This is a genomic window from Herbaspirillum sp. (assembly GCF_035644555.1).
Classification (GTDB): Bacteria; Pseudomonadota; Gammaproteobacteria; order Burkholderiales; family Burkholderiaceae_D; genus Herbaspirillum.
Genome location: NZ_DASQOH010000064.1, coordinates 17454 through 42142, shown reverse-complemented (window position 1 = coordinate 42142; position 24689 = coordinate 17454). Strand labels below are relative to the sequence as shown.

Genomic DNA, 24689 nt, shown 5'->3' with positions numbered 1-24689 from the left:
CGGCCGGACAAGATCACAGCTTGGCGATCGACACTTCGGTGGCCTTGACCAGCGCCACGACTTCGCTGCCGATGGTCAGGCCCAGGTCCTTGACCGAACGGGTGGTGATGACGGAAGTGACGATACCGGCCGGGGTCTCGACATCCACCTCGGACACCACCGAACCTTCGATGATGGCCTTGACCTTGCCCTTGAACTGGTTACGTACGTTGATCGCTTGAATGGTCATGCTCTGCTCCTTGAGGAAACGGCGTCGGCACCTGCCGCGCCGCATGGGTTGAAATGCTCGTGACTGTGGAAATGATTTGGTTCGACGGTGGATCAGACCGCCCACTGCACCTGCTGCACGCCGCGTGGAACGAAAGCGGCTTCCAGCGGCGCCGTGGCAGCCTCGCTGCCAGGATGGCGCAGCACGCGCGCCAGGATGGCTTCTTCCAGCGCGGCAAACTGCGCCTGTCCGCGTGAGCGCGGACGGGCCAGCGTGATGCGCTGATCCAGCGTCACCCGGCCGTCTTCGATGAGCAGCACGCGGTCGGCCAGGGCGACCGCTTCCTGTACGTCGTGGGTCACCAGCAAGGCGGTGAAGCCGCGCTCGCGCCATAGCGATTCGATCAGGGCCTGCATCTCGATGCGGGTCAGGGCGTCCAGCGCACCCAACGGCTCGTCCAGCAACAGCAATTGCGGGTCATGCACCAGCGCCCGGGCCAGGGCCACGCGTTGCCGCTGGCCACCCGAGAGCACCGCCGGCCATTCACCGGCGCGCTGTTCCAGGCCGACCTGCTGCAGGGCGTGCAGGGCAAGCGGCGCGTGCTGCCTGGGCAGCCCCAGCGCCACATTGGCCTGCACCCGCTTCCAGGGCAGCAGGCGCGCATCCTGGAACATGATGCGCACTTCGGGTTCGCCGCCGGCATCGTGTTCATAGACCACCTCACCGCCGCTGGCTGCATCCAGTTGCGCCACCAGGCGCAGCAGCGTGCTCTTGCCGCAACCACTGCGACCGACGATGGCGACGAATTCGCCGGGGGCGATGTCCAGGTCGATGTCGTGCAACACGGTGCGACCGCTGAAGGCCTTGGACACCGCGCGCAGCTTCAAGCCCACGCCGCGACCGGCAGCGCGGCCCAGCTCCTGATTTTCCTGTTGGTCGTGACGCATACGGTTCTCCTGATGCGAATTCATTGGTAGCCCGGATGCCAGCGCAGCCAGAAGCGCTCCAGCGCACGGGCAGCGGTATCGGCCAGCTTGCCCAGCAAGGCATAGAGCAGGATGCCGACCAGCACCACATCGGTCTGCAGGAATTCGCGGGCATTCATGGTCATGTAGCCGATGCCGGCCTGGGCGGAGATGGTCTCGGCCACGATCAGCAACACCCACACCAGGCCCAGCGCGAAGCGCAGCCCGACCAGGATGGATGGCAAGGCGCCCGGCAGGATCACGTCGCGATACAGCGGCCAGCCCGACAGGCCATAGCTCCTGGCCATCTCGATCAAGCCCTGGTCCACCGAGCGGATGCCGTGGAAGGTATTGAGATAGACCGGGAAGAACACGCCCACCGAGACCAGGAACAGCTTGGCTGTCTCGTCGATGCCGAACCACAGGATCACCAGCGGGATCAAGGCCAGGGCCGGAATATTGCGCACCATCTGCAAGGTGGTATCGAGCAGCAGTTCGGCCGAGCGCAGGCTGCCGGAAAGCAGGCCCAGCACCAGGCCCAACCCGGCACCGACCGCAAAGCCCGAGGCCGCGCGACCACTGGAGACGGCCAGGTGACGCCACAGCTCACCGGAGGCCGACAGTTTCCAGGCCGCCGTCAGGACCGCAAACGGTTCCGGCAGGATGCGACTGGACAGCCAGCCGGCCTGCGAGGCCAGTTGCCACCACGCCAGCAGCAGCACCGGCAACAGCCAGCCCACCCAGGCGCCACGCGCCTTGCGCGGCGAGCGGCCAGCCGCACGGGCGGCCTTGCCGGCGGACGCGCTGGTGCTGCTGCTCGTACTGGCGGCGCCGGTGGTAGCGCTGTTCAGCGGATTGGATGCGCTCGTCATGCCTGCCTCAACTGGCCGACACGCGCACCGGCGCGGCCTTGGGAAGCTCGGTGTTGCCGACGATCTCGCCGAAGGGGCCGGTCAGGTTGAATCCCGGCAGGGTCTCGCGCTGCGGACGTGGCAACAGCGGGAAGACCAGCTCGGCGAAGCGATACGATTCTTCCAGGTGCGGGTAGCCCGAGAGGATGAAGGTGTCGATGCCCAGCGCTGCATATTCCTTGAGCCGTTCGGCGACCGTGGGGCCATCGCCCACCAGCGCGGTACCGGCACCGCCGCGCACCAGGCCGACCCCGGCCCACAGGTTGGGGCTCACTTCCAGCTTGTCGCGTCGGCCGCCGTGCAGGGCCGCCATGCGACGCTGCCCTTCCGAATCCATGCGGGCGAAATTGGCCTGGGCCTTGGCGATGGTCTCGTCGTCCAGGCGGCTGATCAGTTCATCGGCGGCGCGCCAGGCGGCTTCGTTGGTCTCGCGCACGATCACGTGCAGGCGGATGCCGAAACGCAGGGTGCGACCGGCGCGGGCGGCGCGTTCGCGCACGCGGGCGATCTTCTCGGCCACGGCCGCCGGTGGTTCGCCCCAGGTCAGGTAGACGTCGACCTGCTCGGCGGCCAGGTCGATGGCCTCGTCCGAGGAACCGCCGAAGTACAGCGGCGGATAGGGTTTCTGCAGGGGCGGATAGAGCGCCTTGGCGCCTTTGACGCGCAGGTGCTTGCCTTCGAAATGGGTCTCTTCGCCGGTATGGGTCTTGGCCAGCACCTCGCGCCAGATCTTGAGGAACTCGTCGGAAATCTCGTAACGCTCGGCGTGGCTGCCGAAGATGCCATCGCTCTCCTGCTCTACCGGGTCGCCGCCAGTGACGACGTTGATCAGCAGGCGGCCATTGGAAAGGCGGTCGAAGGTGGCGGCCATGCGTGCCGACAGCGTCGGCGCGGTCAGGCCGGGGCGCACCGCCACCAGGAATTTCAGGCGGCGGGTGGCATCGATCAGGCTGGCGGCGGCCACCCAGGCGTCTTCGCAGGAACGGCCGGTGGGCAGCAGCACGCCGTCGTAGCCCAGCGTGTCGGCGGCCACGGCGACCTGCTTCATGTAGTCATGACTGACCGGGCGCGCGCCTTCGGTGGTACCGAGGTAGCGGCTGTCGCCATGGGTGGGGATAAACCAGAAAACGTTCATGCTTGACTCCTGTGCTGCGGCAACCGGGTGGACATCATTTGAGGACGGCATCGCTGACCTTGAGTTGTTTGGGGATCAGCTTCAATTCATAGAAGGCATCGGCGATCTTCTGCTGCTCGGCCAGCACCTGGGCATCGACCGGCTTGTAGATGTGGGCGTAGCGCTTCAAGCCGGTTTCGATGATGTCGGCATCCAGGCCCTGGATGGGCGACAGCTGGGCGGCAGCGTCGGCGGTATGGGTACGCACCCATTCACCTTCACGGGTGATCTCTTCCAGCAGGACCTTCTGCACCTGCGGATTCTTCGCCGCGAAAGGACGCGCGCTCAGGAAGAACTGGTGATGGCTGACCGCGCCCACGCCGCTGGCCAGGCGCCGCGCACCGACCTGCTTTTCGGCGGCCGCCTGGAACGGGTCCCAGATCGCCCAGGCATCGACCGCACCACGCTCGAAGGCGGCGCGGGCATCGGCCGGCGCCAGGTAGACCGGCTGGATGTCACTGTATTGCAGGCCGGCCTTCTTGAGCAGGGCCACCACCAGCCAGTGCACATCGGACCCCTTGTTGAAGGCGATCTTCTTACCCTTCAGTTCAGCCACGCTCTTGATCGGTGAATTCTTTTGCACCAGCAGGCCTTCGGCATCCGGGGTCGGGATTTCGTAGGCGGTATAGACGAAGTCGGCACCGGCGGCCTGGGCAAACACCGGCGGGGCTTCACCGACGTAGCCGAAATCGACCGAGCCGACATTGAGCGCTTCCAGCAATTGCGGACCGGCCGCGAACTCGGCCCATTTCACTTCCACGCCCAGCGGCTGCAGGCGCTTTTCCAGCGTGCCGTGGGCCTTGAGCAGGACCAGGGTATTGGCCGCCTTCTGGTAGCCGATGCGCAGAACCTTGGCTTCCTGGGCCTGCACCGCGGCGGCGCCCAGGGCAAGGGTTGCGGTCGCCAGCGCCAGGGCCGACAGGCCGACCAGCGTGCGACGACGGGAGGAATGGACAATCTTGTTCTTGTTGGCGGACACGTTTTTCTCCAGATTTGGGCGTGCAGAGGGCCTTCGGCTGCACCGGCCGATGATCGTTTCAGACGTTTGGTTCAGACGTTCAAGACAGGCCGGATCACTCCAGCCGGTTTCAATACGGGATGTCAGTTTGCGTCGGCAAGCATCAGTAGGAGACGCTGTACTGCAATTGCGAGAACGGTATTTCGCGGAACTCTTCCGGCGCTGCCTTGTGCAGGGCCAACAGGCTGGCGGACAACTGCGCCACGCCTTCATCGACGCGGGTGGCGATGGGCGCATCCAGCACCAGGCCCTGCTCTTCGCTCCAGGTCACCTGGGCTTCGGTGGCGTAGATGCTGGGCAGGACGTGCTTGGGATTGAGCGAGGACAGCACCGGGCGCAAGGCGTAGTCCAGCGCCAGCATGTGCGACTGACTGCCACCGGTGGCCAGCGGCAGCACCAGCTTGTTGGTCAGGCCGAACTGCGGCAGCAGGTCGAGGAAGGCCTTGAGGATGCCGCTGTAGGCCGCCTTGTAGACCGGAGTGGCGACCACCACGGCCGAGGCTTCCTCCACTGTGGACAGGGCAGCCTTGATCTCCGCATTGTTCCAGTCGGCGCGCAGGATGGCCTGGCCCGGCAGGTCGCGCACCTCCAGACGGGCATGGCGGTGGCCGAGCTGGGCCAGCTTGTCGCCGACGTGGTGCAGCAGGCGGGTGGAGCGGGAAGGCGCCGAAGGGCTGCCAGCCAGGAGCAGGATGGTCATGTCTTATGCTTGAGCGTTGAGCGGGAGGAAGCGGCAGGGAGCCGGCGCGGCCGGCGCCCTGCCAGGTTTCAGATCACTTCTTGTTGGGTGCGTAGAGCTGGTCGAAGGTACCGCCATCGGCGAAGTGGGTCTTTTGGGCCTTTTGCCAGCCGCCGAAGTCCTTGTCGATGGTCACCAGGTTCAGCTTGGGGAACTGCGCAGCGTACTTGGCGGCGATCTTGGGATCGATGGGGCGGTAGTAGTTCTTGGCGATGATTTCCTGGCCTTCCTCCGAGTACAGGTGCTTGAGGTATTCCTCGGCCACCTTGCGGGTACCGCGACGGTCCACCACCTTGTCCACCACGGCCACCGGCGGCTCGGTCAGGATGGAGATCGACGGCGCGACGATGTCGAACTTGTCCGGACCCCATTCCTTCAGGGAGATCAGGGCTTCGTTTTCCCAGGCCAGTAGGACATCGCCGATGCCGCGCTCGACGAAGGTGATGGTGGCGCCACGGGCACCGGAATCCAGCACCGGCACGTTCTTGAAGAGCTTGGCGATGTAGTCGCGGGCTGCGTCGTCGCTACCGCCCTTCTGCTTGGCATAGGCCCAGGCGGCCAGGTAGTTCCAGCGCGCACCGCCCGAGGTCTTGGGGTTGGGAGTGATGACGGACACGCCCGGCTTGATCAGGTCGCCCCAGTCCTTGATGCCCTTGGGATTGCCCTTGCGCACCAGGAATACGATGGTGGAGGTATAGGGCGAGCTGTTGTGCGGCAGGCGCTTTTGCCAGTCGGCCGGCAGCAGCTTGGCCTTTTCCGAGATTTCGTCGATGTCGTAGGCCAGGGCCAGGGTCACCACATCGGCATCGATGCCGTCGATGACGGAGCGGCCCTGCTTGCCGGAACCGCCGTGGGAAGCCTTGATGGTGACGTTGTCACCGGCCTTTTCCTTCCAGTACTTGGAAAAGGCCTTGTTATAGTCGGCGTAGAGTTCTCGCGTCGGGTCGTAAGAGACGTTGAGCAGCGAGAGATCGGCCGCCTGTGCGACGTGGGCGGCTTGCGCCAGCACCAGGGTGGCGACGACCGATTTGATGACGTTCTTCAGCATGTCCGTTCCCGAAAGTGTTAGTTGTTTTGGAGCACACAGGTTAATGAGCCTGCTGCCTGAAAAGAACGAATACTTTCTTCTCTCGATATGCGGAAAACAGATATGCAAGCGCAAGCCGCCGGAATAAGGCGGCCCGTCTTTATAACCAAACGTCAGGGAGAGCCAGGAAAGAGGAAACGGGCGTTCGGCAATCCGGAGGGGCGCCCTGCCTCGCCGCACGGCGTGTCCGGAGGCTACCGACAGCCTTGATGCGCCATTGATGCGGGCCAAAAAAGCATGGTCGAACTTTTTGTTCTTTTCACATTGTGGTATAACCTTCATATTGCAACGCACCAGGCTGCGCCATGAAAAAAGAAGCTGCAGGCGAGACAGAACACATTTCCATCCAGGTCATCGAGCGCATGGTGTCGCTGCTCGATGCGCTGGCCGATTACCCGGACCCGGTGAGCCTGAAGGAATTGTCGGCGGCGACCGACCTGCACCCGTCGACCGCGCACCGCATCCTCAACGATCTGGTGGTCAAGCGTTTCGTGGACCGCGTGGAACCGGGCACCTACCGCCTGGGCATGCGTCTGCTGGAGCTGGGCAATATCGTCAAGAGCCGGTTGTCGGTGCGCGAGGCGGCGCTGGACTTCATGCGCGCCCTGCATCGCAAGACCCACCAGACCATCAACCTGTCGGTGCGACAGGCCGATGAAATCGTCTACATCGACCGTTCCTTTTCCGAACGCTCCGGCATGCAGGTGGTACGCGCCATCGGCGGCCGTGCGCCGCTGCACCTGACCTCCACCGGCAAGCTCTTTCTCTCGGTGGATGACCCCAAGAACGTGCGCGCCTATGCCACCCGGACCGGGCTGGCGGGGCATAACAAGAATTCCATCACCGATCTGACCAAGCTGGAACGCGAACTGTCCATGGTGCGCGCCCTCGGCTATGCCCGCGACAACGAGGAGCTGGAACTGGGCGTGCGCTGCATGGCTGCCGGCATCTGCGACGACAGCGGCAAGCTGGTGGCCGGCCTGTCGATCTCGGCCCCGGCCGACCGGCTGCAGGAAGAATGGGTGGATGACCTGGTCAGCACGGCCAACCAGATTTCGTCGGCGCTGGGATATCGGCGGGACCGGGATTGAAGCGAAGGCTAGGCCTGTTCACCTTCAATCAGATCGACCAACAAAAAAGCGAACCATCGGGTTCGCTTTTTTGTTGGTCAGTCAGATTCCTGCGGCGATCAACCCTCGTCGGCCCTGACCATCTTTACACGGGTCAGGTTGTTCGGCTGGTCTTCCACCAGCCACTTGCGCATGCGGGCGGCATCGCCCACGTGCGACAGGCGGCCCTTGGAATCCAGGAACACCATGACGATGGGACGACCTTCGATGCGGGTGTACATCACCAGGCAATGGCCGGCTTCGTTGATGAAGCCGGTCTTTTGCAGGCCGATGTCCCATTCCTTGTTGGAGGTCAGGCGGTTGGAGCTGTTGTACTGCATGGCATGGCCGCTGGGTTCGACCATGTACTTGGGATCGGTAGAGTACTGGCGGATGATGGGGTAGTTATAGGCCGCCACCACCAGCTTGGCCAGGTCGCGAGCGCTGGCCACGTTCTGGCTGGACAGGCCGGTCGAATCCACATAATGGGTATCGGTCATGCCCAGCGCGCGGGCCTTGGCGTTCATGGCCGCCACGAAGGCCGGCAGGCCGCCCGGATAGTTGCGCCCCAGCGCCGACGCGGCGCGGTTCTCGGAACTCATCAGGGCGATGTGCAGCATGTCGTCGCGGCTCAGGGTGGCACCCACGCGCAGGCGCGAGCTGCTGTGCTTTTCGCGGTCGACGTCGTCATCGGTGACGGTCAGCACTTCTTCCATGTTCAGGTGTGCTTCCACCACCACCAGCGCGGTCATCAGCTTGGTGACGGAGGCGATGGGCAGGGCCACCGAGGAATTCTTTTCAAACAGGACCTGCGAGCTGGCCTGGTCGATCACCAGCGCCACATTGGAACGCAGGGCCAACGGATCCGGCGTGAGGTTCAGGCCGGCCAGGTCGCCTGCGGTCATGACCGGTGGCACCACCGGCACCGAGGGGGCGGCCGAGACACGCTGATAGCTGATGTGGCGCTTGCCCTTGACCACGCTGACCTTGCGCACCAGCTTTTCGCGGTTGTTCAGCGAGCCCTTGGCGACCGTGCGGCTGACGGCTGCGGCGGGTCGCTTGGCGACCACCTTCTTGGCCGGTGCCTTCTTGGCGGCGTTGTTGACCGTCTGGGCTGCGGCAGGTGCCAAACCAGCGTGGATGAAAAGTAGCGATGTGAAAATGGCCAGCGCTGTTTTGAACATAGGTGGACCTCCCCCCGAATTTACCCTGATAGTACACAAGAGAAACGTTGGCAGTGTAGCAAAAAGCAGAATTTTCGCAAGAGAATTAAGACGTTAGCGCATTTATTTAAACGGCATTCTATCTCTCGCCCCGGTGCGGAGTCTCACGCTTTTTTCGAGATTTCTCTACAACTACTACGAGGTTCTGCTCAATTTTGTTCGATTTTTAACTAGCAAAACCTGGGCCAACGAGACGGCATGATACCAGTCTAGCGTTCTGCGCCGGATTTCGATGGCGATAACAGAAGGCAATACTGGCCCCAGATGTTCGCTTTCGAGGCATCCGGAGTGCGGGATAACGAGCAGGCAGGGGTAGGAGTTGACCGCCCACCCTGCCGCAGGAGGAGGAAGCAGGCCGTGTTCAGGGCTTGCGGGCGTCCAGCATGGCGACGTCGATGGAGAAGGAGCAGGCCTGGTCCAGCGCGAAATACTGTTTCACCTCTTCCGGCGCGGCCTTCCACAGCGCACGGATGGCCGTGATGTTGTCTTGCGGGGTGCGCATGCGGGCCACCCAGCTGTCGAATTCCAGGCGCAGCTTCCAGGTCTTGTCGCTGTCGATGGCAAAACCGGCGGCCTGCAACAGCTTGCGCCAGGAGTTCAGGCTGATATTGCGGACATGTGAAGTATCGCGCAGCAACTCAATGGCCTGGACGTAGGTATCGGCCAGCACATCGGCCGGTGCGGCGGTATCGATGACGATGAAGCGTCCGCCCGGTTTGAGTACCCGGAACACTTCAGTGAGCGCCTGCGGCAGATTGCGCCAGTGGTGCGCCGAAAAACGGGTACAGACCAGGTCGAAGCTGGCGTCGGGAAACTCCAGCCGGTCGGCGCTGCCCTGGCGCACGGCCAGGTTGTCCAGGCCACGCTCGCGGGCGGCGCTGGCGACTACGTCCAGCATTTCGGCGGCGATGTCGTAGGCAATCACTTTTTCCACCACCGGCGCCACGGCGAAGCTGGCGTGTCCCCCGCCGCACCCCAGATCGAGCACACGAGCGCCGGGAATGGTGGCGGCGATGGCGGCCAGCTCCTGCAGATCAGCCCCCTGGGCGTGTACCGCGCTGGTGAGATAGGCGGCGGCGGTACTGCCGAACTGTTCGGTGACGACTTGCTGATGGCTGCGCATGGCGGGGCTCCTCGATGTGATGGGAAACAGCGGAGTGCGGCTCTGCTGTGGATGAGCGATCAGTCTAGCGAATCCTTATCCTGTTACAAGTTCAGCATTTATACTATTACCCCGACCACCACCCTCCTCTTTCTGCATGGAACCCGATCTTGCCCGCCGCGCCCTGGGAACCTTCCTCAAATCCCAGCGCGAACAGACTGCCCCCTCGCAAGCCGGCCTGCCGCACCTGGCCCATGGCCGGCGTCGCACGCCGGGCTTGCGCCGAGAAGAAGTGGCGCAGTTGTGCGGCATCAGCGTGACCTGGTACACCTGGATCGAACAGGGGCGCACCGACTCGGTCTCGCCGCAGGCGCTGGCGCGCATCGCCGACGCGCTGCACCTGCCGCGCGCCAAGCGGGCCTACTTGTTCGAACTGGCCGGCAAGAAGGACCCGGCGCTGCCGGAGCAACAGGCGGTGGCGGTGATGGCGCCGGAAATCCTGGAAGTGGTCGGCAACTTCCGCGCGCCGGCCTATCTGCTGGATCGCTACTGGAATGCCGTGGCCTGGAACCCGGCGGCGCGCAAGCTCTTCGTGGGGTGGCTGGATCAAGGGGAGGCGGCGCCCAATCTGCTGCGCTTCATGTTCGCCCGCGCGACGGCGCAGGCCTTGACGATCAACTGGGAGCAGCGCGCGCGCCGGCTGGTGGCGGAATTCCGGGCCGACAGTGCCAGCCTGCTGGACGATCCGGATCTGCTGGCGCTGGTGGAGGAGTTGTCAGCCGCCAGTCCGCTCTTCAAGCGGGCCTGGCACTTGCAGGATGTGGTGGAGCGCGAAGGCGGCGAGCGCCGCTTCCAGCATCCGCAATCGGGGGAACTGCGCTATCGCCAGGTCAACTTCCGTGTGGCCAACCGGCCGGACCTGAAACTGGTGACGCTGATGCCGGACGCGCCCGCGCCCGGCTGACCTCATTTGCGGACCACGAAGGCCACGCCGATCACACCTACCAGCATGCCCAGCGCACCGATCAGGCTGAAGGCTTCGCCGAACATCAGCCAGGCCATCACGGCCGTGGTCGGTGGCGTGAGATAGAGCAGGCTGGTGACGCTGGTGGCGGCGCTGCGACGGATCAGCGCAAACAGCAGGAAGATGGCGCCGATCGACAGGGCCAGCACCGACCACAGCAGCGCCGCGATGAATTGCGGAGTCCAGTGGATGTTGCCCAGATGCCAGTCCAGACCTTCCACGGCCACGGCAAAGGGCAGCACCACCACGATGGAGGCGGCGAACTGGATCACGGTGCCGGTGCGCAGATCGAAGTGGGCGCAGTAGCGCTTCTGGTACAAGGTACCGATCGTGATGCACAACAAGGCAAACAGGCACAGGCCGATGCTGGCGGTGGACAGGCCGATCAGCGAAATCTTGTTGGCCACCACCAGCCCTACCCCGCACAGGCCCAGCGCCAGTCCAACCCATTGCCGGCCTCGCACCGATTCACCCAGCAAGGGTGCGGCGAAGGCGGTCAGGATGGGTTGCAGGCCGACGATCAGGGCCGACAGGCCGGCCGGCATGCCGATCTTGATGGCGCACCAGACGCCGGCCAGGTAGCCGGCCTGCAGCAATACGCCAGCCACGGCCACGTGGCGGATGCGGCCGTGCGGCCAGGGCGCGCGAAACAGCAGCACCAGCGGCAGCAGCACGATCAGCACGCCAGTGAAGCGCAACAGCAGGAAGGTCAGCGGCGGCGCATACGGCAGGCCGAACTTGGCGACGATGAAGCCGGTGCTCCAGATCAATACGAACAACAGGGGCACCAGGCTCATCAGGAGCTGGCGCGACCGGCTGGTGCCGGGGGGGGATTGCATCATTTCTTTTCCGTGGGCGGGCCGCATGCGACATGCTCATGCGCGAAGAGGCCCGGGTCATTTCACCGTGCGCTCCAGCGGGCAGCGTGGAGGCCGGCGAGTCTTATCGTTTGCAGGTGGACGGCGACGGTTTGTTCGATATCTCTGCCGTAGCCGCCCGCCATCGTAACCGCAACCGGAATTTTGTGCTCGCGGGCATAGGTGAACACGGTCTCGTCGCGGGCCGCGAGGCCAGCCATGCTCAGTTTCATCTTGCCCAGGCGATCGCCCTCGTGCGGATCGGCACCGGCCAGGTAGATCAGCAACTGCGGGGCGAAGCGCTGCTGCAGCGTTGCCAGGGCGCCCTGCAGGGCGGCCAGATAGTCGACGTCACCGATGCCATCGGGCAGGGCGACGTCGAGATCGCTCCGTTCCTTTTCGAAGGGGTAATTATTCTCTCCGTGCAGGGACAAGGTGAACACCGAATCATCCCGCGCCAGGATGGAGGCGGTGCCGTTACCCTGGTGTACGTCCAGGTCGACGATGGCGACCCGGGCGGCGCGACGTTCGGCCTGCATCAGGCGCGCGGCGATGGCGGCATCATTGAAGACGCAGAAGCCGGCACCGTGGTCGGCATAGGCATGGTGGGTGCCACCGGCCAGGTTGACCGCCACCCCGTCCGCGAAGGCGGCACGGCAGGCGGCGATGGTGGCGCCGGAAGAGCGGCGCGAGCGCTCCACCATCTGCGGCGACCAGGGAAAACCGATCTCGCGCTGCTCGGCTGCGCTCAGATCGCCACGGCTGGCGCGGTCGATATAGTCGGGATGGTGCGCCAGCGCCAGCTCGCCATCGCTGGCGGCCTGGGCTTCCTGGAAATCGATAGCCGGCTGCAGGCTGGCCGCTCCTTCGCGGATCATGCGGTACTTGATCATGGGGAAGCGGTGCCCCGGTGGCAGGGGCAGCACGAAATGGTCGCTGTAAAAGGCCTTCAAGAACAAATTCCTTTCCTGTTAATACGCGTTTCTGCATTGCAATAAGCGTTTTGCGATGCGGCGCAAACGATTGCGCGCAGCGCATTGATAACGTAATTTCATTAGCTCGACAGCAAGTAGCAAAAGAATCGAATTCCTCATCAAAAGTCGCGTAAGTCCTTGATTAGACGTGGATCAATTTTGAAACACTTTTCGCAGTTCTCACGCGATGAAACGTTTGACTTTATGCACGATTAAACTAGAATCCGCCTTGTGCAATGCATCATATTCAAATAAGAAATTTCAGCGGAGATCCACCTTTCCCTTCAGATTGGTCCGTAAGCAATCACTGTCGCAGCATTGTTCATCAACCTATCACCGAGAAGGATGTTTCAACATGACGAACTACACCGAGCAATTTTCTGCTGCTGCCAAAGCCAATGCCGAAGCCCAGATCGCGCTCTTCAGCCAGCTGGCGAGCAAGACCTTTGAAGGCGTGGAAAAACTGGTGGATCTGAACCTGAAGGCGGCCAAGTCCTCGCTCGAAGAAAGCCAGGCTGCGGCCCTGAAGCTGTTTGCTGCCAAGGACCCGCAGGAATTCTTCACCCTCTCCAGCGCGCATGCCCAGCCGACGCTGGAAAAGTCGGTCGCCTACGGCCGTCACCTGAGCGGCATCTTCTCCAGCACCCAGTCGGAACTGACCAAGGCTGCCGAAGCGCAGATCGCCGAAGTCAACCGCAAGGTGGTGGCAATGATCGACGAAGCCGCCAAGAACGCCCCGGCCGGTTCGGAACAGGCGATCTCGATGTTCAAGTCGGCCATCGGCAACATGAGCGCCGGCTACGAACAGTTCACCAAGAACGCCAAGCAGGCCGCTGAAGTGCTGGAAGCCAATGTCAGCAACGCCGTGGACCAGATGTCCCAGGCTGGCGCCAAGGTGACCCGCGCTGCCAAGAAGTAATCAAAGCAATCAACAATCCGGCGCTCGCGCCGATTGCTGAAAGGCCCCGGCTGGACCGGGGCCTTTTTGCGTCTGGCGTTGCGCGTTTCAGGCGCTGATCTGGAACTCGGCACGCAGGGCGCGCAGGCCTTCCTGCATCTTTTCGAAGGCCGGATCCACCTGGGTGGGGTCACCCTTGACGCCCAGGTCGATATGGCGGCGCGTCTGCTGGTCGCCCACGTGCGGCAGGCTGAACACCTTCACCAGCGGAAATTGCGCCTCGATGGCTTCCATCAGCGGGGTCAGGGTCGATTCCATCGCCTCGTACACCAGCATCGAACGTTCGGCCCAGGCATTGCGGTGGAACTGGTCGGCGTAGTGGTTTTCCAGCACCCATTCGAACATCGGCCAGGCCATCACGGGGAAGCCAGGCGCGAAGTAATGGGTGCCTTCGCCGCTGGTATTGGGCAGGGAAAAGCCGGGAATCTTGTTATAGGGATTGGGGATGATGGAGGCGCCCTGCGGGAACTCGCCCATCTTCAGGCGGTGCTGGTTCTCGGGTGCGTCGAAGTCGGGTGTGGCACCGGATTCGCGGGCCATGTCGGCGATGCGCTCCTGGATCTTTTCCTTGGCCTGGGGATGCAGCACCACCGGCACGCCCAGCGCAGCCGCTGCGCACTGGCGGGTGTGATCGTCCGGGGTGGCGCCGATGCCGCCGGTGCAGAACACCACGTCCTGGGTGGCCAGTGTGCGCTTCAGGGTGGCGGTGATGCGGTCGGGGTCGTCGCCCAGATATTCCGCCCAGGACAACTGCAGGCCGCGCTGGCCGAGCAGTTCCAAGACCTTGGGGAAATGCTTGTCGATGCGGCGTCCCGAGAGGATCTCGTCGCCGATGATGATGAGTCCGAATGCCATGCGTCTACCCGCCAGAAAGTTGAAGAAACATGGCGGCGATTATGCCCCATTCGGCAGCGCCGTGGCGGACCGCGCCCTGCCCCGCCGCCCACCTTGTACAAGGACCCGGCGTCAATCAGGCTTCAACGCGGTGTCACATCGATGACTGCGCCGTCTACCGGGCCATCCGGTGGCTGGCCGCTGCGGTAGCGCAGCAGCGCTTCCAGGCAATAGAACTGGAACCACAGGGCGGTAAAGACGAACACCACCACATACAGCCAGATCGCCACCCCGGCCAGTACCGGCAGCAGGACCACCGACAGCACCCCGCCCAGCCACAGCAGAGTGGGCGCCGCACCCAGGGCACCGGCAATGGTGCCCACTGCCAGCAGCGGCCAGCGATGCAGGCGTAGCACGGCGTGCCGCTCCTCGGTGCTGGCGTAGTCGGCCAGGGTGTCGTAGGCCATGACGCGATAGGTCAGCCAGCCCCACAGCAGCGCATGGATCACGAAGGCCAGCGGCGGGATCAGGAATACCCAGATCGTGGCCAGCCACAGGATGGTGAAGACGGCAAAGCACCACAACGAGGTCCACAGGCTGCCGGCGACACTGCCGCCATGGCGCTTGGAGAGCATGGGATAGTGGCGCGCGCCGATGTGGCGGGAAATGGCCGGGATCGTGAACAGGCCGACGAAGACCAGTGCCGTGATGATCATCAGCGGCAGCAGCGTCCACATTGCCAGGAGCGGCACCAGCACCGTCTTCAGGGTCGCCATGCCGAACCAGGCCAGCATGCTGCCGATCTCGCCGAACATGCTGTTGGTCACAAAATAGGCCTGCAGCCAGTCGATGATGGGTTGCAAGCCCAGCCACAGGCAGAGCGCCCACAAGGCCAGCGACACCACGAAGGGCAACACGGTCAGCCACAGCATGCGGATGTGCAGTTGCGCCAGCAGAGCGCGGCCGAAGGAAGCGATGAACAGACGCATCAGCGCGGCTTCCTGCGGGTGAATTCGACCAGACGTTTGATGCCCAGCCATTGCTGCATCCAGAAGCCGCGACCGTAGTCGCGCCCGCGACCGGCGGGCGGCGGCAGCTGATCGCGCACACCGGTCATGGCGAAGCCCTGGCTGAAGTGGGCGGTACGGAAGATCACATCCCAGATCGGGAACAGCACGGCGAAGTTATGCCCGCCCAACGAATTGCGGCCCCGGCTTTCATGGCCAAGGCCGATGGCGTGATGGGTGCGGTGAAAGCGCGGCGAGACCAGCAGGTATTCGCCGATGCGGCCGAAATGGATGCGCACATTGGCATGCTGCAGGCTTTGCAGCATGCGCGAGAGCGAGACCAGCAGGATGTATTGGGAAGGCTCCACGCCGATCAGCACGGCGATCAGGCCAAAGATGATGTCGTGCACCAGGTTGTCCAGCATGTGGTTGCGGTCGTCGCTCCACAGGTTCATGTTCTGCTGGCTATGGTGCAGGCTGTGCAGGGCCCACATCCAGCGCACATTGTGCTGCGCCCAGTGGTAGACGTATTCGCACAGGTCCAGCACCACCATGTAGAGCAGGAAACTGACCAGTGCACGGTCGGTCACGCCGGGCCAGATCTGATCCAGGTTGAAGGTCCCCCAGCCTTCCAGATGCAAGGCCTCGGACAGGTAGGACAGGGCTGGATCGAGCAGCAGGAAGGCGACGATAGGAATGATGCCCAGCCGCTGCAGGACGGTGTAGATGAAATCGTTCCAGCGCGCGCGCGGGTCGGTGATGGGATGCACCGGGATCATGGACTCCAGCGGACGCAGGATCAGGAACAGGATCACCAGTTCGCACAGGCCCACCAGCACGAATTCGGTGCCGGTGAAGGCTTCCTCGACGAATTCGCCCATGCCGGTGAAAAACACCAGCGGCTGCACCAGGGTCTCGAAAAGCCAGCCCTGGACGGTGGCAAAGAGGTCGGAAATGGTCTGGATCATGGATATGCTTGCTTCGGTATGACGGTATAACGGTGTGCCGCGCTGGGCGGGCTGCCGGCAGGCCCCCTGCCGCCGGCGCCGGTTCGACTGGCGCCGGTGTTCAGTGTTCCTTGCCGGCGCCAAACAGGTGGCGATAGGCCGGATGCTCGCGCAGGGTGGCGAAGCAGTAACCCTTCTGCTCCAGCCCGCTGATCAAGGGTTCCAGCACCGCCGGCGCCCACGGATCCTGGCGCGACCAGATGCCCATATGGGCCAGGAAGATATCACCATCCTTGAGGCCATTGAGCGCCTTTTTCAGCAGCATCGCATTGGGGAATTTGTCGCTGGGCAGTTCGTCGCCCGAGAAACCGGCCGGCGCCCAGGCCACGTGGGCATAGCCGCAGGCCTGGCCGGCCTTGAGCAGGTTGGGAGTCAGGCGCCCGCCGGGGGCACGCCACAGCGGGTCGAGCTTGTGGCCGGTCAGCTGCTGGAAGCGCTGGTCGACCCGCTGCATCTCCTCGCAATACTGGGCCGGGGTCCATTGCAGCTTCTTGCCGGCCTGCGCACCGAATTGCGGCCGCACCTCGATCTTGCCGTCCGGCAGGTCGCGAACCACGTAGACATGGTCGAAGGTATGGGTGCCGAAGGCATGGCCCTCCGCCACCAGGCGCTTCCACAGCGGCGCCCAGGCCGGATCCAGGGAGTAGTCACCGTGGATGGTCTTCTCATTGGCCAGGAAGAAGGTGGCCTTGATATGGTGGCGCAGCAGGGTCTGCTCGATCAGTTCGGCCTGGGACTGGCTGCCGGTATCGAAGGTCAGATAGATATGCCCCTTGCAGGCAGCTGCCTCGGCGGCGCCGGATTGCGCAACGGCCTGGCCGGCCGCCAGGATGGCGAACAGGCACAGGCCGCGCAGGGTCTGGGTCGGGAAGGACGGCCTCATCGGGGAGTGGTCATGGGTTGATCAGATATCGGGCGCCCGGTTGTACAGGTAGATGCCGTGCGGCGAGCGGCCCACCGGAATGACCTTGGTCACCGAGCGGCTGGCCAGGTCGATCACGGCGACCTTCTTGCTCCAGCGCAGGGTGGCCCACATGGTCTTGCCATCGGCGGTGACTTCCATGCAGTCCGGACCACCCGGGACCTTGATGGTGCCGACGTTTTCCAGGGTGGTCATGTCGACCACGCTGATGGTGTTGGCCACGCGGTTGGAGACATAGATGAAGCGCTTGTCGCCCTGACCACGGAAGTTGTGGGCACCCACGCCGGTCTTGATCTTCTTGACGATCTTCTGGGTGCGCCAGTCGATCACCTCGACGTAGTCCGCGCCCATGATGCCCACCAGCAGGTACTTGTTGTCCGGGGTCATGACGATGCCGGCCGGCAGCTTGCCCACCGGCATGGTCCACTTGACCTGCTGGGTGGCCAGGTCGATGGCGCTGACCTGGTCGCTGCCCTGCTGGGTGATGAAAGCGGTGGTGCTGGCGTTGTCGAAAGCAATGTGGCTGGGGGTCTTGGCCAGAGGGATGCGCTTGGACAGCTTCAGGTCCTGGCCGTCATAGCTGTAGACATCGACCCGGTCCAGGCGCAGGCCAGTGGCCACGAACCATTTCTGGTCGGGGCTGAAGCCGATCTGGTAGGGGTCGATGATGTCGCGGATCTTGCGCTGCACGGCACCGGTCTTGGGATCCAGGAACAGCAGCTGGTTGCCGGTGGCGCTGGCCACGATCAGGGACTTGTTGTCGGGGGTGGCCATCAGATGGTGCGGCTCCTTGCCGACCGAGAAGGTGGAGAGCTCCTTCTCACCCGTCTGGTCCAGCAGCGACACCGAGGCATCGCCGGAATTGAGCACGACCACCACGTTGGCGTGGGCCGACACCGCGAGGACGGCCGAAACACATGCTGCGCGGAGGGAAAGGGATAAAAGTTGGCTGAATCGACGCAACATGACGAACTTTACACAAAAATGCCTGATCTCATCGTGCACGGAGCACGTCCTCGGCTCTTAACGCATGCCGGGAGCATCCCGCTGACAGGCCTCTGACGCAATATGAAAAAATTTCAATTTTTGGTTTACACTGCCTGCCGTTCCGGTCGCATGCCGCTGCCGGAGCGGCCTGCGAGCCTGTCGCCTGACGGCGACGCCCAGCTCCGGGTTGCCAGTGACCTTGCCCACCGGCATCGGTCAATCCTGGCCAACCGGGGATGAGACCAGCGGCCGCGTCAATACGATCCCTCACCGAAAGGAAAAAGATGTCCACGATCACCACAGCTTCCGGGCTGCAATATGAAGAAATCACCGTAGGCGCGGGCGACGAAGCCAAGGCCGGCAGCCATGTCACCGTGCATTACACCGGCTGGCTACAGAATGCAGACGGCAGCGCCGGCAGCAAGTTCGATTCCAGCAAGGACCGCAATGACCCGTTCGCCTTCCCGCTGGGCGCAGGCCATGTGATCAAGGGCTGGGACGAAGGCGTGCAAGGCATGAAGGTCGGCGGCACCCGCAAGCTGATCATCCCGGCTGGCCTGGGTTATGGCGCACGCGGCGCTGGCGGCGTGATTCCGCCCAATGCCACCCTGATCTTCGAAGTCGAGCTGCTGGGCGTCTGAGCCCGCTGGAGGAGAGAGACATGAGCACCCTGCAAGAACAGTTCGAAGCGGCCGTGGCCGAATCCAAGAGCCTGCCCGAGCGTCCCGACAACATGACCCTGCTGAAGATGTATGGCCTCTACAAGCAGGGCAGCAACGGCGACGTGCAGGGCGAGCGCCCGGGAATGACCGATTTCGTGGCCCGCGCCAAGTTCGACGCCTGGGCCGCGCTCAAGGGCAAGCCGCAAGCCGAAGCGCAGCAGGAATATATCGATATCTTCAATGAACTGAAGGGTTGATGCGGGTGCGGCAGCTGTTCGCTGTTGCCGCATACCGGAAGCGAAAGCGCAAAACAAAATGGGCGCACCCTCGATCGGGTGCGCCCATTTTTTTGTCGCAATGTGGCTGGATCAGCCCTTGACCACGTCGGGGTTGAGCAGGTTGGGCGGGCGCTGGCCGGACAAGGCGGCAATCAGGTTGCCGGCGGCGCAATTGGCCATGGCCAGGCGCGTGGGGGTGGAGGCGCTGGCGATGTGGGGGGTCAGCACCACATTGCTGAGGTCGAGGAATTCCGGCTTGAAGGCCGGCTCGTTCTCGAACACGTCCACGCCGGCTGCGGCGATGCGGCCTTCGCGCAGGGCGGCGATCAGGGCGGCATCATCGACGATGCCGCCACGGGCGATATTGGTCAGGGTGGCGGTCGGCTTCATCAGCGCCAGCTCGGCGGCGCCGATGGTGTGGTGGGTGTCCTTCGAATAGGGCAGCACCAGCACCACGTGGTCGGCCTGCCGGAGCAGATCTTCCTTGCTGACGTAGCGCGCGTTGTTGGCACGCGCCTCCTGCTCCGGCGCCAGGCGCGAGCGGTTGTGGTACAGCACCTGCATGTCGAAGCCGAGCGAGCGGCGGGCGATGGCCTGGCCGATGCGCCCCATGCCGATGATGCCCAGAATGGCGCCATGGATGTCGGGGCCGACGAAGCTGTCGTAGCTCCACTTCTTCCACTGGCCGGCGCGCAGGAAGTGCTCGGATTCGGTGATGCGACGGGCGGCGGCCATCATCAGCGCCCAGCCGAAATCGGCGGTGGTCTCGTTGAGCACATCGGGCGTATTGGTGGCCATCACGCCGGCGCGGGTGGCGGCGGCCACGTCGATGTTGTTGTAGCCCACGGCCATGTTGCAGACCGCCTTCAGTTGCGGATTGGCGGCGAACAGGGCGGCCGTGACCGGCTCGCTGGGTGTGGTGAAGAGGCCGTCCTTGCCGACCGCCTTGGTCAGCAGTTCATCGGCGCTGTAGATGCGGTCGTCCTGGTTGGACTCGACCTCGAAGTGCTGCGCCAGGCGCGCCAATACTTCAGGGAAGACGGCGCGGGCGACGAAGATCTTGGGTTTCATGCGGGTCTCGTGGTCTCGGTTTCGTTATCAATGGGAAGCGGGGCGTAACACTCAGAAGAACAGCAAGCTCATGACGATGAACAGCGGCACCAGGATGCCCACCGACCAGGCCATATAGCCGAAGAAGCTGGGCATGCGGATGCCGCGTTCCTCGGCGATGGCCTTGACCATCATGTTGGGCGCATTGCCGATGTAGCTGTTGGCGCCCATGAAGACGGCCCCGGCAGAGATGGCGGCCAGGGTCGAGGCCAGCGGCCCCATCAGTTCGCGCGCATCGCCGGATGCGGTGTTGAAGAACACCAGGTAGGTCGGGGCATTGTCGAGGAAGGAAGACAGCAGGCCGGTCATCCAGAAATACATCACGTCGTCGGGCCGGCCGTCGGGACCGGTCACGGCGCGCACCACGGCGGCAAAGGCGCCCTGCTCGCCGGCGCGCAGCATGGCGATGACCGGGGCGATGGTAAGGAAGATGGCGGCGAAGAGCTTGCCCACCTCCAGCATCGGCCCCCAGCCGAACTCATTGCCCTCCCGCGCCGACTTCGGCGTGAGCCACAGCGACAGCAGGATCACCAGCAGCAAGGCGCCATCGCGCAGCAGGTTTTGCCATTCCAGCGGCGCACCCATCAGTTCCATGGCCACGCCCGGCTTCCACAGGCCGCTCATGAGCACCAGGGCGACCACGGCGCCCAGCAGCAGGAAGTTGAGCTTGCCCTCCAACTGCAGCGCCGAGTCCGGGGTCGGGTCGAGCGGGCGGCGCTCTTCGCGGTTGAGGTAGAAGTGCCGGTCCAGCAGGTAGAAGATCAGCAGCAGCGCGCCGCACAGGAAGGCCATGGGGCCCAGCAGGTGGCGTGCAGTCCAGAAGAAGTCCACTCCCTTGAGGAAACCCAGGAACAGCGGCGGATCGCCCAGCGGCGTCAACGAGCCACCGGCGTTGGCGACCAGGAAGATGAAGAACACCACCACATGCACCGTATGCCTGCGGTCGTCATTGGCGCGGATGAGCGGACGTATCAGCAGCATGGCCGCGCCGGTGGTGCCCATGATGCTGGCCAGGAGGCTGCCCAGCGCCAGCAGACCGGTGTTGAGGGCCGGCGTGCCGTGCAGGTTGCCGCGCACACAGATACCGCCGGCCACCGTAAACAGCGCGGTGAGCAGGATGATGAAGGGCAGATATTCCGCCACCAGCGCATGCACGCTGATGGCCAAGGCCGCATGCGTGCCGTGCGCGGCGCCGAAGGGCAAGAGGAAGGCCAGTGCCCAGGCAGCGGCGATCTTGCCGAAGTGGTGGTGCCACAGGGCCGGCACTACCAGGGGCAGCACCGCAATGGACAGCAGCACGCCGGCGAACGGCAGGGCCCAGGCCACGGACAGGCCGGCCCCGTCGAGGTCGGCAGCCCATCCGGGCAGGGGAAGTATCAGGCCAAGCAAGGCAAGGAGGATGGCGTTAAGCGGCAAGTGTCGTCCTCAGGTAGGAAGTGAACAAACCCCTCGCCACCGCTGCGGGCGATGGCGGGGAGCCACACTATAGCAGCCGACCTGCCGCTGGCGCGCAAAAACCGTCCAGTGAAAAAACTTTCAGGTATCGCGGGCTCCGCTCACGCCTTGATCTGGAACACCTGGCGCAGATAGTTCACATAAGCCGGGTCATCGCACATGTTCTTGGAAGGGGTGTCGGAGAGCTTCGCCACCGGCTGGCCGTTGCAGCGCACCATCTTCATGACCACCTGCAGCGGCGTATATCCCAGGTCGTTGGTCAGGTTGGTGCCCACACCGAAGGCCACCTTGGCCCGGTCCTTGAAGCGCAGGTACAGGGCGCGCACCTTGTCGAAGTCCAGGCTGTCGGAGAACACCAGCACCTTGCTGGAGGGATCGACGCGATTGTCGCGGTAATGCTGGATCAGGCGCTCGCCCCATTCGAAGGGGTCGCCCGAGTCGTGGCGCGCACCGTCGAAGAGCTTGCAGAAGTACATGTCATAGTCGCGCAGGAAGGCGTCCATGCCATAGACGTCGGAGAGCGTAATACCCAGGTCGCCGCGATATTCACGCGCCCACATCTCGAAAGCGAAGGTCTGTGAATCGCGCAGGCGCGGACCGAGGGCCTGGCAGGCCTGCAAGTATTCGTGGGCCATGGTGCCCAGGGGCGTCAAGTCGTGCTGCATGGCGTACATCACGTTGGAAGTGCCGGCGAAGTGCTCGCCCATGTGCTGCTTCATCTCGTCGATGACTTCGGCATGCCAGCTGCGCGAGAAGCGGCGGCGGGTGCCGTAGTCGGCGATCTTGCAGCCGGCCAGTTCGGCGTCTTCGGTGATGACCGACATCTTCCGGCGCAGGCGCGCCCTGCCCTCTTCCAGGTCGGGCGTGCGCTGGGTGGCGCGGAAATAGACTTCATTGACGATGGCCAGCACCGGCACTTCGAACATGATGGTGTGCAGCCAAGGGCCCTTGACGCTGATCTCGATCTCGCCGTTGCCGACCGGGTCGGGCTGGACGGTGATGTACTTTTCGTTCAGGTGGAACAGGTCGAGGAAGTCGACGAAGTCGCTCTTGATGAAGCGCAGGCCGCGCAGGTAGTTCAGTTCGTCTTCCTTGAAGCGCAAGCGGCACAGGGCGGCGATCTCGGCGCGGATTTCCTCGACGTAGGGGGTCAGATCAATGTGCTCGTTGCGGCATTTGAAGCGATATTCGACTTGGGCGCCGGGGAAGTGATGCAGCACCACCTGCATCATCGTGAATTTGTACAGGTCGGTGTCGAGTAAGGAAGTGATGATCATGAAGTCCGGATGCGGATGCCCCGCATGCTGCCATGTTGATGGTCCACGTGCATGGCGGGTCGCCCCGGAGCGGTCCTGCGCCATGCCTTGACGGCCCCCTTGGGCGCCGCGTGCGCTATCTTAACCGAGATCGGCGATGGCAAAGCCCCCTGCCCCGAGGGGACTTTGGACATGCGCGCCAGGCGATCACTTCGTGGCCGAGCCCGGACGGCGGCTGCGCACGTAGGTGGCCGGGGGCAGATAAGAAGTGCCGTCCAGGTAGCGCCACTCGCGCATGGTGCTGCGACCGTCCTTCTGCGACACCAGCCCGATGAAGGCACCCATGGACGCCTGCTGGTCCAGGGCGCGGAAGCTGAGCTCGCCCAGCGGCGACGACCAGTGCAGGCCGCGCAGGGCCTCGACCAGCGCCTCGCCGTCATATCCTTCACTTTTCTTCAGGCCGGCGGCGATAGCCATCATCGTGGAATAGCCCAGGACGGACGACAACTGCGGGCGTTCGCTGAATTTCTTCAGATAGGCTTCCAGGAAGCGCTGATGGTCGGGGGTGTTGATCTGGTCCCACGGGTAGCCGACGGCCAGCCAGTCGCGGATCGCCTCGCTCTGCGAAGGGTCCAGGCTTTGCGCACCGGCCGAGGCCAGCGACACCACCCGCACCCCGTTGAACAACTGCAGACGGTTGCCGGCCTGCACGAACTTCTGCAGGTCTTCGCCGAAGGTGGCGTTGAAGATGCCGTCCGGACGCGACTGGCGGATAGCCCGCACCACGTCGTCGGCCTTGATCTTGCCCAGCGCCGGCCACTGGTCGCTGACGAATTCCACATCCGGGCGAGCCTGCTTCAACAACATCTTGAAGCTGGCCACGGCGCTCTGGCCGTATTCATAGTTGGGGGCCACCACCGCCCAGCGCCGGCCGGGCAGGCGCGCGGCCTGTTCGGCCAGCATGGCGGCCTGCATATAGGTCGAGGGACGTACGCGGAAGGTGAAACGGTTGCCCTTGTCCAGGGTGATGGCGTCCGACAGGGCATCGCCCACCACCAGCACGGTCTTGCCGCGGGCGGCTTCACGCGCCACCGCCAGGGCCACGTCGGAGAGCATGGTGCCGGTCAGCACCTCGACGCGTTCCTTGCTGACCAGTTCCCTGGCGTTGCGGGCGGCCTGGTCGGCGTCACCATCGTCGTCCCGCACCACCAGCTGCAACGGCCGGCCATGCACACCACCGGCTTCATTGATCTGCTCCAGGGCCAGCGCCAGCCCATTGCGATAGGCTTGCCCGGAAAGTGACTGGCGCCCCTGGCTATTGATCTCGCCGATGCGAATGGCTTCGGCGGCCTTGGCCGGTACGACCGGCAAGGCCAGTGCGGCCAGCAGGCCCAGCACGGCCGGCAAAAGAGAAAGACGGAGGGGGAATGGCTTGGTGTCTTCAGCGTTCACGCCGGGACTTCCTTATCAGTTGATGCGCGGCATCGACCGGCACGCCTGGCGGCCTTGTTCCGTGCGCGGAGGCGGCATCCGGAAGACCTTGGTGGCGGCGGGTCTGGTGGCGAGCTTGTTTATTTACTTATACGTAAACTGTATAAGCCTCATTTGTGGGAAAAATCGAATTACCTTAAAATACAAGGCTTTGCGGCGGGTTGCGCAGCGGCATCCCAAGGGCGCCCACAAGGCGGAGGATGCGGCAGGATGCGCGCAAAATGGACCTCGACAACAGGTTGACCAGCCGCAACATGATTTTAACCGTGCCATATTGCCATCAATTGCGGCGCAGTTAGCCATCGGTTTGAAGAAATTTTACAGATAGGAC

Annotated in this window: 26 protein-coding genes; 6 read left to right on the top strand and 20 right to left on the bottom strand. The window is 63.8% G+C overall.

The annotated features are described in order from the left end of the window. Window positions 1–13: 13 nt before the first annotated feature. From VE092_RS17870 to VE092_RS17840, 7 genes are all read right to left on the bottom strand, one after another. On the bottom strand, window positions 14–229 hold the full coding sequence (locus VE092_RS17870) for a TOBE domain-containing protein (protein WP_006464491.1): 216 nt from the start codon (window positions 227–229) through the stop codon (window positions 14–16). Window positions 230–321: 92 nt separating this feature from the next. After that, a complete protein-coding gene (locus VE092_RS17865; protein WP_324879068.1) occupies window positions 322–1155 on the bottom strand; it encodes an ATP-binding cassette domain-containing protein in 834 nt (277 codons plus the stop codon). Window positions 1156–1175: 20 nt separating this feature from the next. Continuing rightward, window positions 1176–2045 carry an aliphatic sulfonate ABC transporter permease SsuC gene (gene ssuC / locus VE092_RS17860; RefSeq protein WP_324879066.1) on the bottom strand — a complete coding sequence of 290 codons (870 nt, stop codon included), beginning with the start codon at window positions 2043–2045 and terminating at the stop codon, window positions 1176–1178. Window positions 2046–2052: 7 nt separating this feature from the next. Further along, window positions 2053–3219 (bottom strand): FMNH2-dependent alkanesulfonate monooxygenase, encoded by a 1167-nt coding sequence (gene ssuD, locus VE092_RS17855; protein WP_324879064.1) that lies wholly within the window; start codon window positions 3217–3219, stop codon window positions 2053–2055. A 34-nt stretch (window positions 3220–3253) separates the two neighbouring features. Beyond that, window positions 3254–4237, bottom strand: a complete 984-nt coding sequence (locus VE092_RS17850; protein ID WP_324879062.1) for a sulfonate ABC transporter substrate-binding protein — start codon at window positions 4235–4237, stop codon at window positions 3254–3256. A gap of 142 nt (window positions 4238–4379) precedes the next feature. Beyond that, on the bottom strand, window positions 4380–4976 hold the full coding sequence (ssuE, locus tag VE092_RS17845) for an NADPH-dependent FMN reductase (protein ID WP_006464486.1): 597 nt from the start codon (window positions 4974–4976) through the stop codon (window positions 4380–4382). Between the two features lie 73 nt (window positions 4977–5049). Then, complete coding sequence (locus tag VE092_RS17840) at window positions 5050–6063, bottom strand: sulfate ABC transporter substrate-binding protein (protein WP_102661492.1); 1014 nt, start codon at window positions 6061–6063, stop codon at window positions 5050–5052. Between the two features lie 344 nt (window positions 6064–6407). Between VE092_RS17840 and VE092_RS17835 the strand changes: the two genes are divergently transcribed. Next, window positions 6408–7193 (top strand): IclR family transcriptional regulator, encoded by a 786-nt coding sequence (locus tag VE092_RS17835; protein WP_006464484.1) that lies wholly within the window; start codon window positions 6408–6410, stop codon window positions 7191–7193. 98 nt (window positions 7194–7291) lie between these two features. Here the strand turns inward: VE092_RS17835 and pbpG are convergent, their stop codons facing one another. Continuing rightward, complete coding sequence (pbpG, locus tag VE092_RS17830; RefSeq protein WP_324879059.1) at window positions 7292–8395, bottom strand: D-alanyl-D-alanine endopeptidase; 1104 nt, start codon at window positions 8393–8395, stop codon at window positions 7292–7294. A 400-nt stretch (window positions 8396–8795) separates the two neighbouring features. Then, window positions 8796–9557: a class I SAM-dependent methyltransferase gene (locus VE092_RS17825; RefSeq protein ID WP_324879057.1), complete on the bottom strand. Its 762-nt coding sequence runs from the start codon at window positions 9555–9557 to the stop codon at window positions 8796–8798. A 136-nt stretch (window positions 9558–9693) separates the two neighbouring features. Here VE092_RS17825 and VE092_RS17820 point away from each other — a divergent pair, with 136 nt between their 5' ends. Next, a complete protein-coding gene (locus VE092_RS17820) occupies window positions 9694–10500 on the top strand; it encodes a helix-turn-helix transcriptional regulator (RefSeq protein ID WP_324879056.1) in 807 nt (268 codons plus the stop codon). A 2-nt stretch (window positions 10501–10502) separates the two neighbouring features. On the opposite strand, the gene VE092_RS17815 is transcribed toward VE092_RS17820, so the two are convergent. Next, window positions 10503–11402 carry a DMT family transporter gene (locus VE092_RS17815; RefSeq protein WP_324879054.1) on the bottom strand — a complete coding sequence of 300 codons (900 nt, stop codon included), beginning with the start codon at window positions 11400–11402 and terminating at the stop codon, window positions 10503–10505. A gap of 59 nt (window positions 11403–11461) precedes the next feature. Beyond that, window positions 11462–12370 (bottom strand): histone deacetylase, encoded by a 909-nt coding sequence (locus tag VE092_RS17810; RefSeq protein ID WP_324879052.1) that lies wholly within the window; start codon window positions 12368–12370, stop codon window positions 11462–11464. A 376-nt stretch (window positions 12371–12746) separates the two neighbouring features. Between VE092_RS17810 and phaP the strand changes: the two genes are divergently transcribed. Beyond that, window positions 12747–13310: a TIGR01841 family phasin gene (phaP, locus tag VE092_RS17805; protein ID WP_102661485.1), complete on the top strand. Its 564-nt coding sequence runs from the start codon at window positions 12747–12749 to the stop codon at window positions 13308–13310. 87 nt (window positions 13311–13397) lie between these two features. Here phaP and VE092_RS17800 read toward each other — a convergent pair whose 3' ends face one another. The 5 genes from VE092_RS17800 to VE092_RS17780 all read right to left on the bottom strand — a co-directional run bounded on the left by VE092_RS17800 (window position 13398) and on the right by VE092_RS17780 (window position 18085). Next, the gene (locus VE092_RS17800) at window positions 13398–14204 is read right to left on the bottom strand and encodes a competence/damage-inducible protein A (protein ID WP_324879049.1); all 807 of its coding nucleotides are present in this window, start codon (window positions 14202–14204) and stop codon (window positions 13398–13400) included. Between the two features lie 122 nt (window positions 14205–14326). Beyond that, window positions 14327–15172 carry an EI24 domain-containing protein gene (locus tag VE092_RS17795; protein WP_324879047.1) on the bottom strand — a complete coding sequence of 282 codons (846 nt, stop codon included), beginning with the start codon at window positions 15170–15172 and terminating at the stop codon, window positions 14327–14329. Then, a complete protein-coding gene (locus VE092_RS17790) occupies window positions 15172–16158 on the bottom strand; it encodes a sterol desaturase family protein (protein WP_324879045.1) in 987 nt (328 codons plus the stop codon). The genes VE092_RS17795 and VE092_RS17790 overlap by 1 nt, the downstream gene beginning before the upstream one ends. Before the next feature lie 100 nt (window positions 16159–16258). Beyond that, a complete protein-coding gene (locus tag VE092_RS17785) occupies window positions 16259–17080 on the bottom strand; it encodes a polysaccharide deacetylase family protein (protein ID WP_324879043.1) in 822 nt (273 codons plus the stop codon). A 21-nt stretch (window positions 17081–17101) separates the two neighbouring features. Continuing rightward, a complete protein-coding gene (locus VE092_RS17780; RefSeq protein ID WP_324879041.1) occupies window positions 17102–18085 on the bottom strand; it encodes a beta-propeller fold lactonase family protein in 984 nt (327 codons plus the stop codon). Window positions 18086–18390: 305 nt separating this feature from the next. Between VE092_RS17780 and VE092_RS17775 the strand changes: the two genes are divergently transcribed. Beyond that, the gene (locus VE092_RS17775) at window positions 18391–18747 is read left to right on the top strand and encodes an FKBP-type peptidyl-prolyl cis-trans isomerase (protein ID WP_102661480.1); all 357 of its coding nucleotides are present in this window, start codon (window positions 18391–18393) and stop codon (window positions 18745–18747) included. 20 nt (window positions 18748–18767) lie between these two features. Beyond that, window positions 18768–19025 carry an acyl-CoA-binding protein gene (locus VE092_RS17770; RefSeq protein ID WP_034340818.1) on the top strand — a complete coding sequence of 86 codons (258 nt, stop codon included), beginning with the start codon at window positions 18768–18770 and terminating at the stop codon, window positions 19023–19025. A gap of 111 nt (window positions 19026–19136) precedes the next feature. Here VE092_RS17770 and VE092_RS17765 read toward each other — a convergent pair whose 3' ends face one another. From VE092_RS17765 to VE092_RS17750, 4 genes are all read right to left on the bottom strand, one after another. After that, window positions 19137–20117 (bottom strand): D-glycerate dehydrogenase, encoded by a 981-nt coding sequence (locus tag VE092_RS17765; RefSeq protein WP_324879037.1) that lies wholly within the window; start codon window positions 20115–20117, stop codon window positions 19137–19139. 51 nt (window positions 20118–20168) lie between these two features. After that, window positions 20169–21572, bottom strand: a complete 1404-nt coding sequence (locus VE092_RS17760) for a sodium:proton antiporter (RefSeq protein ID WP_324879036.1) — start codon at window positions 21570–21572, stop codon at window positions 20169–20171. A 140-nt stretch (window positions 21573–21712) separates the two neighbouring features. After that, on the bottom strand, window positions 21713–22888 hold the full coding sequence (gene pncB / locus VE092_RS17755) for a nicotinate phosphoribosyltransferase (protein ID WP_324879034.1): 1176 nt from the start codon (window positions 22886–22888) through the stop codon (window positions 21713–21715). 186 nt (window positions 22889–23074) lie between these two features. Then, window positions 23075–24319, bottom strand: coding sequence for an ABC transporter substrate-binding protein (locus VE092_RS17750; protein WP_324879032.1), 1245 nt, complete (start codon window positions 24317–24319; stop codon window positions 23075–23077). Between VE092_RS17750 and VE092_RS17745 the strand changes: the two genes are divergently transcribed. Then, on the top strand, window positions 24303–24686 hold the full coding sequence (locus VE092_RS17745; RefSeq protein ID WP_324879030.1) for a hypothetical protein: 384 nt from the start codon (window positions 24303–24305) through the stop codon (window positions 24684–24686). The genes VE092_RS17750 and VE092_RS17745 overlap by 17 nt on opposite strands. The last annotated feature ends 3 nt before the right edge of the window (window positions 24687–24689 follow it).

Excerpts from the sequence above, each read along its gene's own strand:
- phaP (WP_102661485.1), top strand. The coding sequence starts at position 12,747 with ATGACGAACTACACCGAGCAATTTTCTGCTGCTGCCAAAGCCAATGCC.
- VE092_RS17785 (WP_324879043.1), bottom strand. The coding sequence starts at position 17,080 with ATGAGGCCGTCCTTCCCGACCCAGACCCTGCGCGGCCTGTGCCTGTTC.
- VE092_RS17815 (WP_324879054.1), bottom strand. The coding sequence starts at position 11,402 with ATGATGCAATCCCCCCCCGGCACCAGCCGGTCGCGCCAGCTCCTGATG.
- VE092_RS17870 (WP_006464491.1), bottom strand. The coding sequence starts at position 229 with ATGACCATTCAAGCGATCAACGTACGTAACCAGTTCAAGGGCAAGGTC.
- pbpG (WP_324879059.1), bottom strand. The coding sequence starts at position 8,395 with ATGTTCAAAACAGCGCTGGCCATTTTCACATCGCTACTTTTCATCCAC.
- VE092_RS17825 (WP_324879057.1), bottom strand. The coding sequence starts at position 9,557 with ATGCGCAGCCATCAGCAAGTCGTCACCGAACAGTTCGGCAGTACCGCC.
- VE092_RS17835 (WP_006464484.1), top strand. The coding sequence starts at position 6,408 with ATGAAAAAAGAAGCTGCAGGCGAGACAGAACACATTTCCATCCAGGTC.
- ssuC (WP_324879066.1), bottom strand. The coding sequence starts at position 2,045 with ATGACGAGCGCATCCAATCCGCTGAACAGCGCTACCACCGGCGCCGCC.
- VE092_RS17790 (WP_324879045.1), bottom strand. The coding sequence starts at position 16,158 with ATGATCCAGACCATTTCCGACCTCTTTGCCACCGTCCAGGGCTGGCTT.
- VE092_RS17780 (WP_324879041.1), bottom strand. The coding sequence starts at position 18,085 with ATGTTGCGTCGATTCAGCCAACTTTTATCCCTTTCCCTCCGCGCAGCA.
- VE092_RS17765 (WP_324879037.1), bottom strand. The coding sequence starts at position 20,117 with ATGAAACCCAAGATCTTCGTCGCCCGCGCCGTCTTCCCTGAAGTATTG.
- VE092_RS17770 (WP_034340818.1), top strand. The coding sequence starts at position 18,768 with ATGAGCACCCTGCAAGAACAGTTCGAAGCGGCCGTGGCCGAATCCAAG.
- VE092_RS17775 (WP_102661480.1), top strand. The coding sequence starts at position 18,391 with ATGTCCACGATCACCACAGCTTCCGGGCTGCAATATGAAGAAATCACC.
- VE092_RS17865 (WP_324879068.1), bottom strand. The coding sequence starts at position 1,155 with ATGCGTCACGACCAACAGGAAAATCAGGAGCTGGGCCGCGCTGCCGGT.
- ssuD (WP_324879064.1), bottom strand. The coding sequence starts at position 3,219 with ATGAACGTTTTCTGGTTTATCCCCACCCATGGCGACAGCCGCTACCTC.
- VE092_RS17820 (WP_324879056.1), top strand. The coding sequence starts at position 9,694 with ATGGAACCCGATCTTGCCCGCCGCGCCCTGGGAACCTTCCTCAAATCC.
- VE092_RS17840 (WP_102661492.1), bottom strand. The coding sequence starts at position 6,063 with ATGCTGAAGAACGTCATCAAATCGGTCGTCGCCACCCTGGTGCTGGCG.
- VE092_RS17800 (WP_324879049.1), bottom strand. The coding sequence starts at position 14,204 with ATGGCATTCGGACTCATCATCATCGGCGACGAGATCCTCTCGGGACGC.
- pncB (WP_324879034.1), bottom strand. The coding sequence starts at position 22,888 with ATGATCATCACTTCCTTACTCGACACCGACCTGTACAAATTCACGATG.
- ssuE (WP_006464486.1), bottom strand. The coding sequence starts at position 4,976 with ATGACCATCCTGCTCCTGGCTGGCAGCCCTTCGGCGCCTTCCCGCTCC.
- VE092_RS17795 (WP_324879047.1), bottom strand. The coding sequence starts at position 15,172 with ATGCGTCTGTTCATCGCTTCCTTCGGCCGCGCTCTGCTGGCGCAACTG.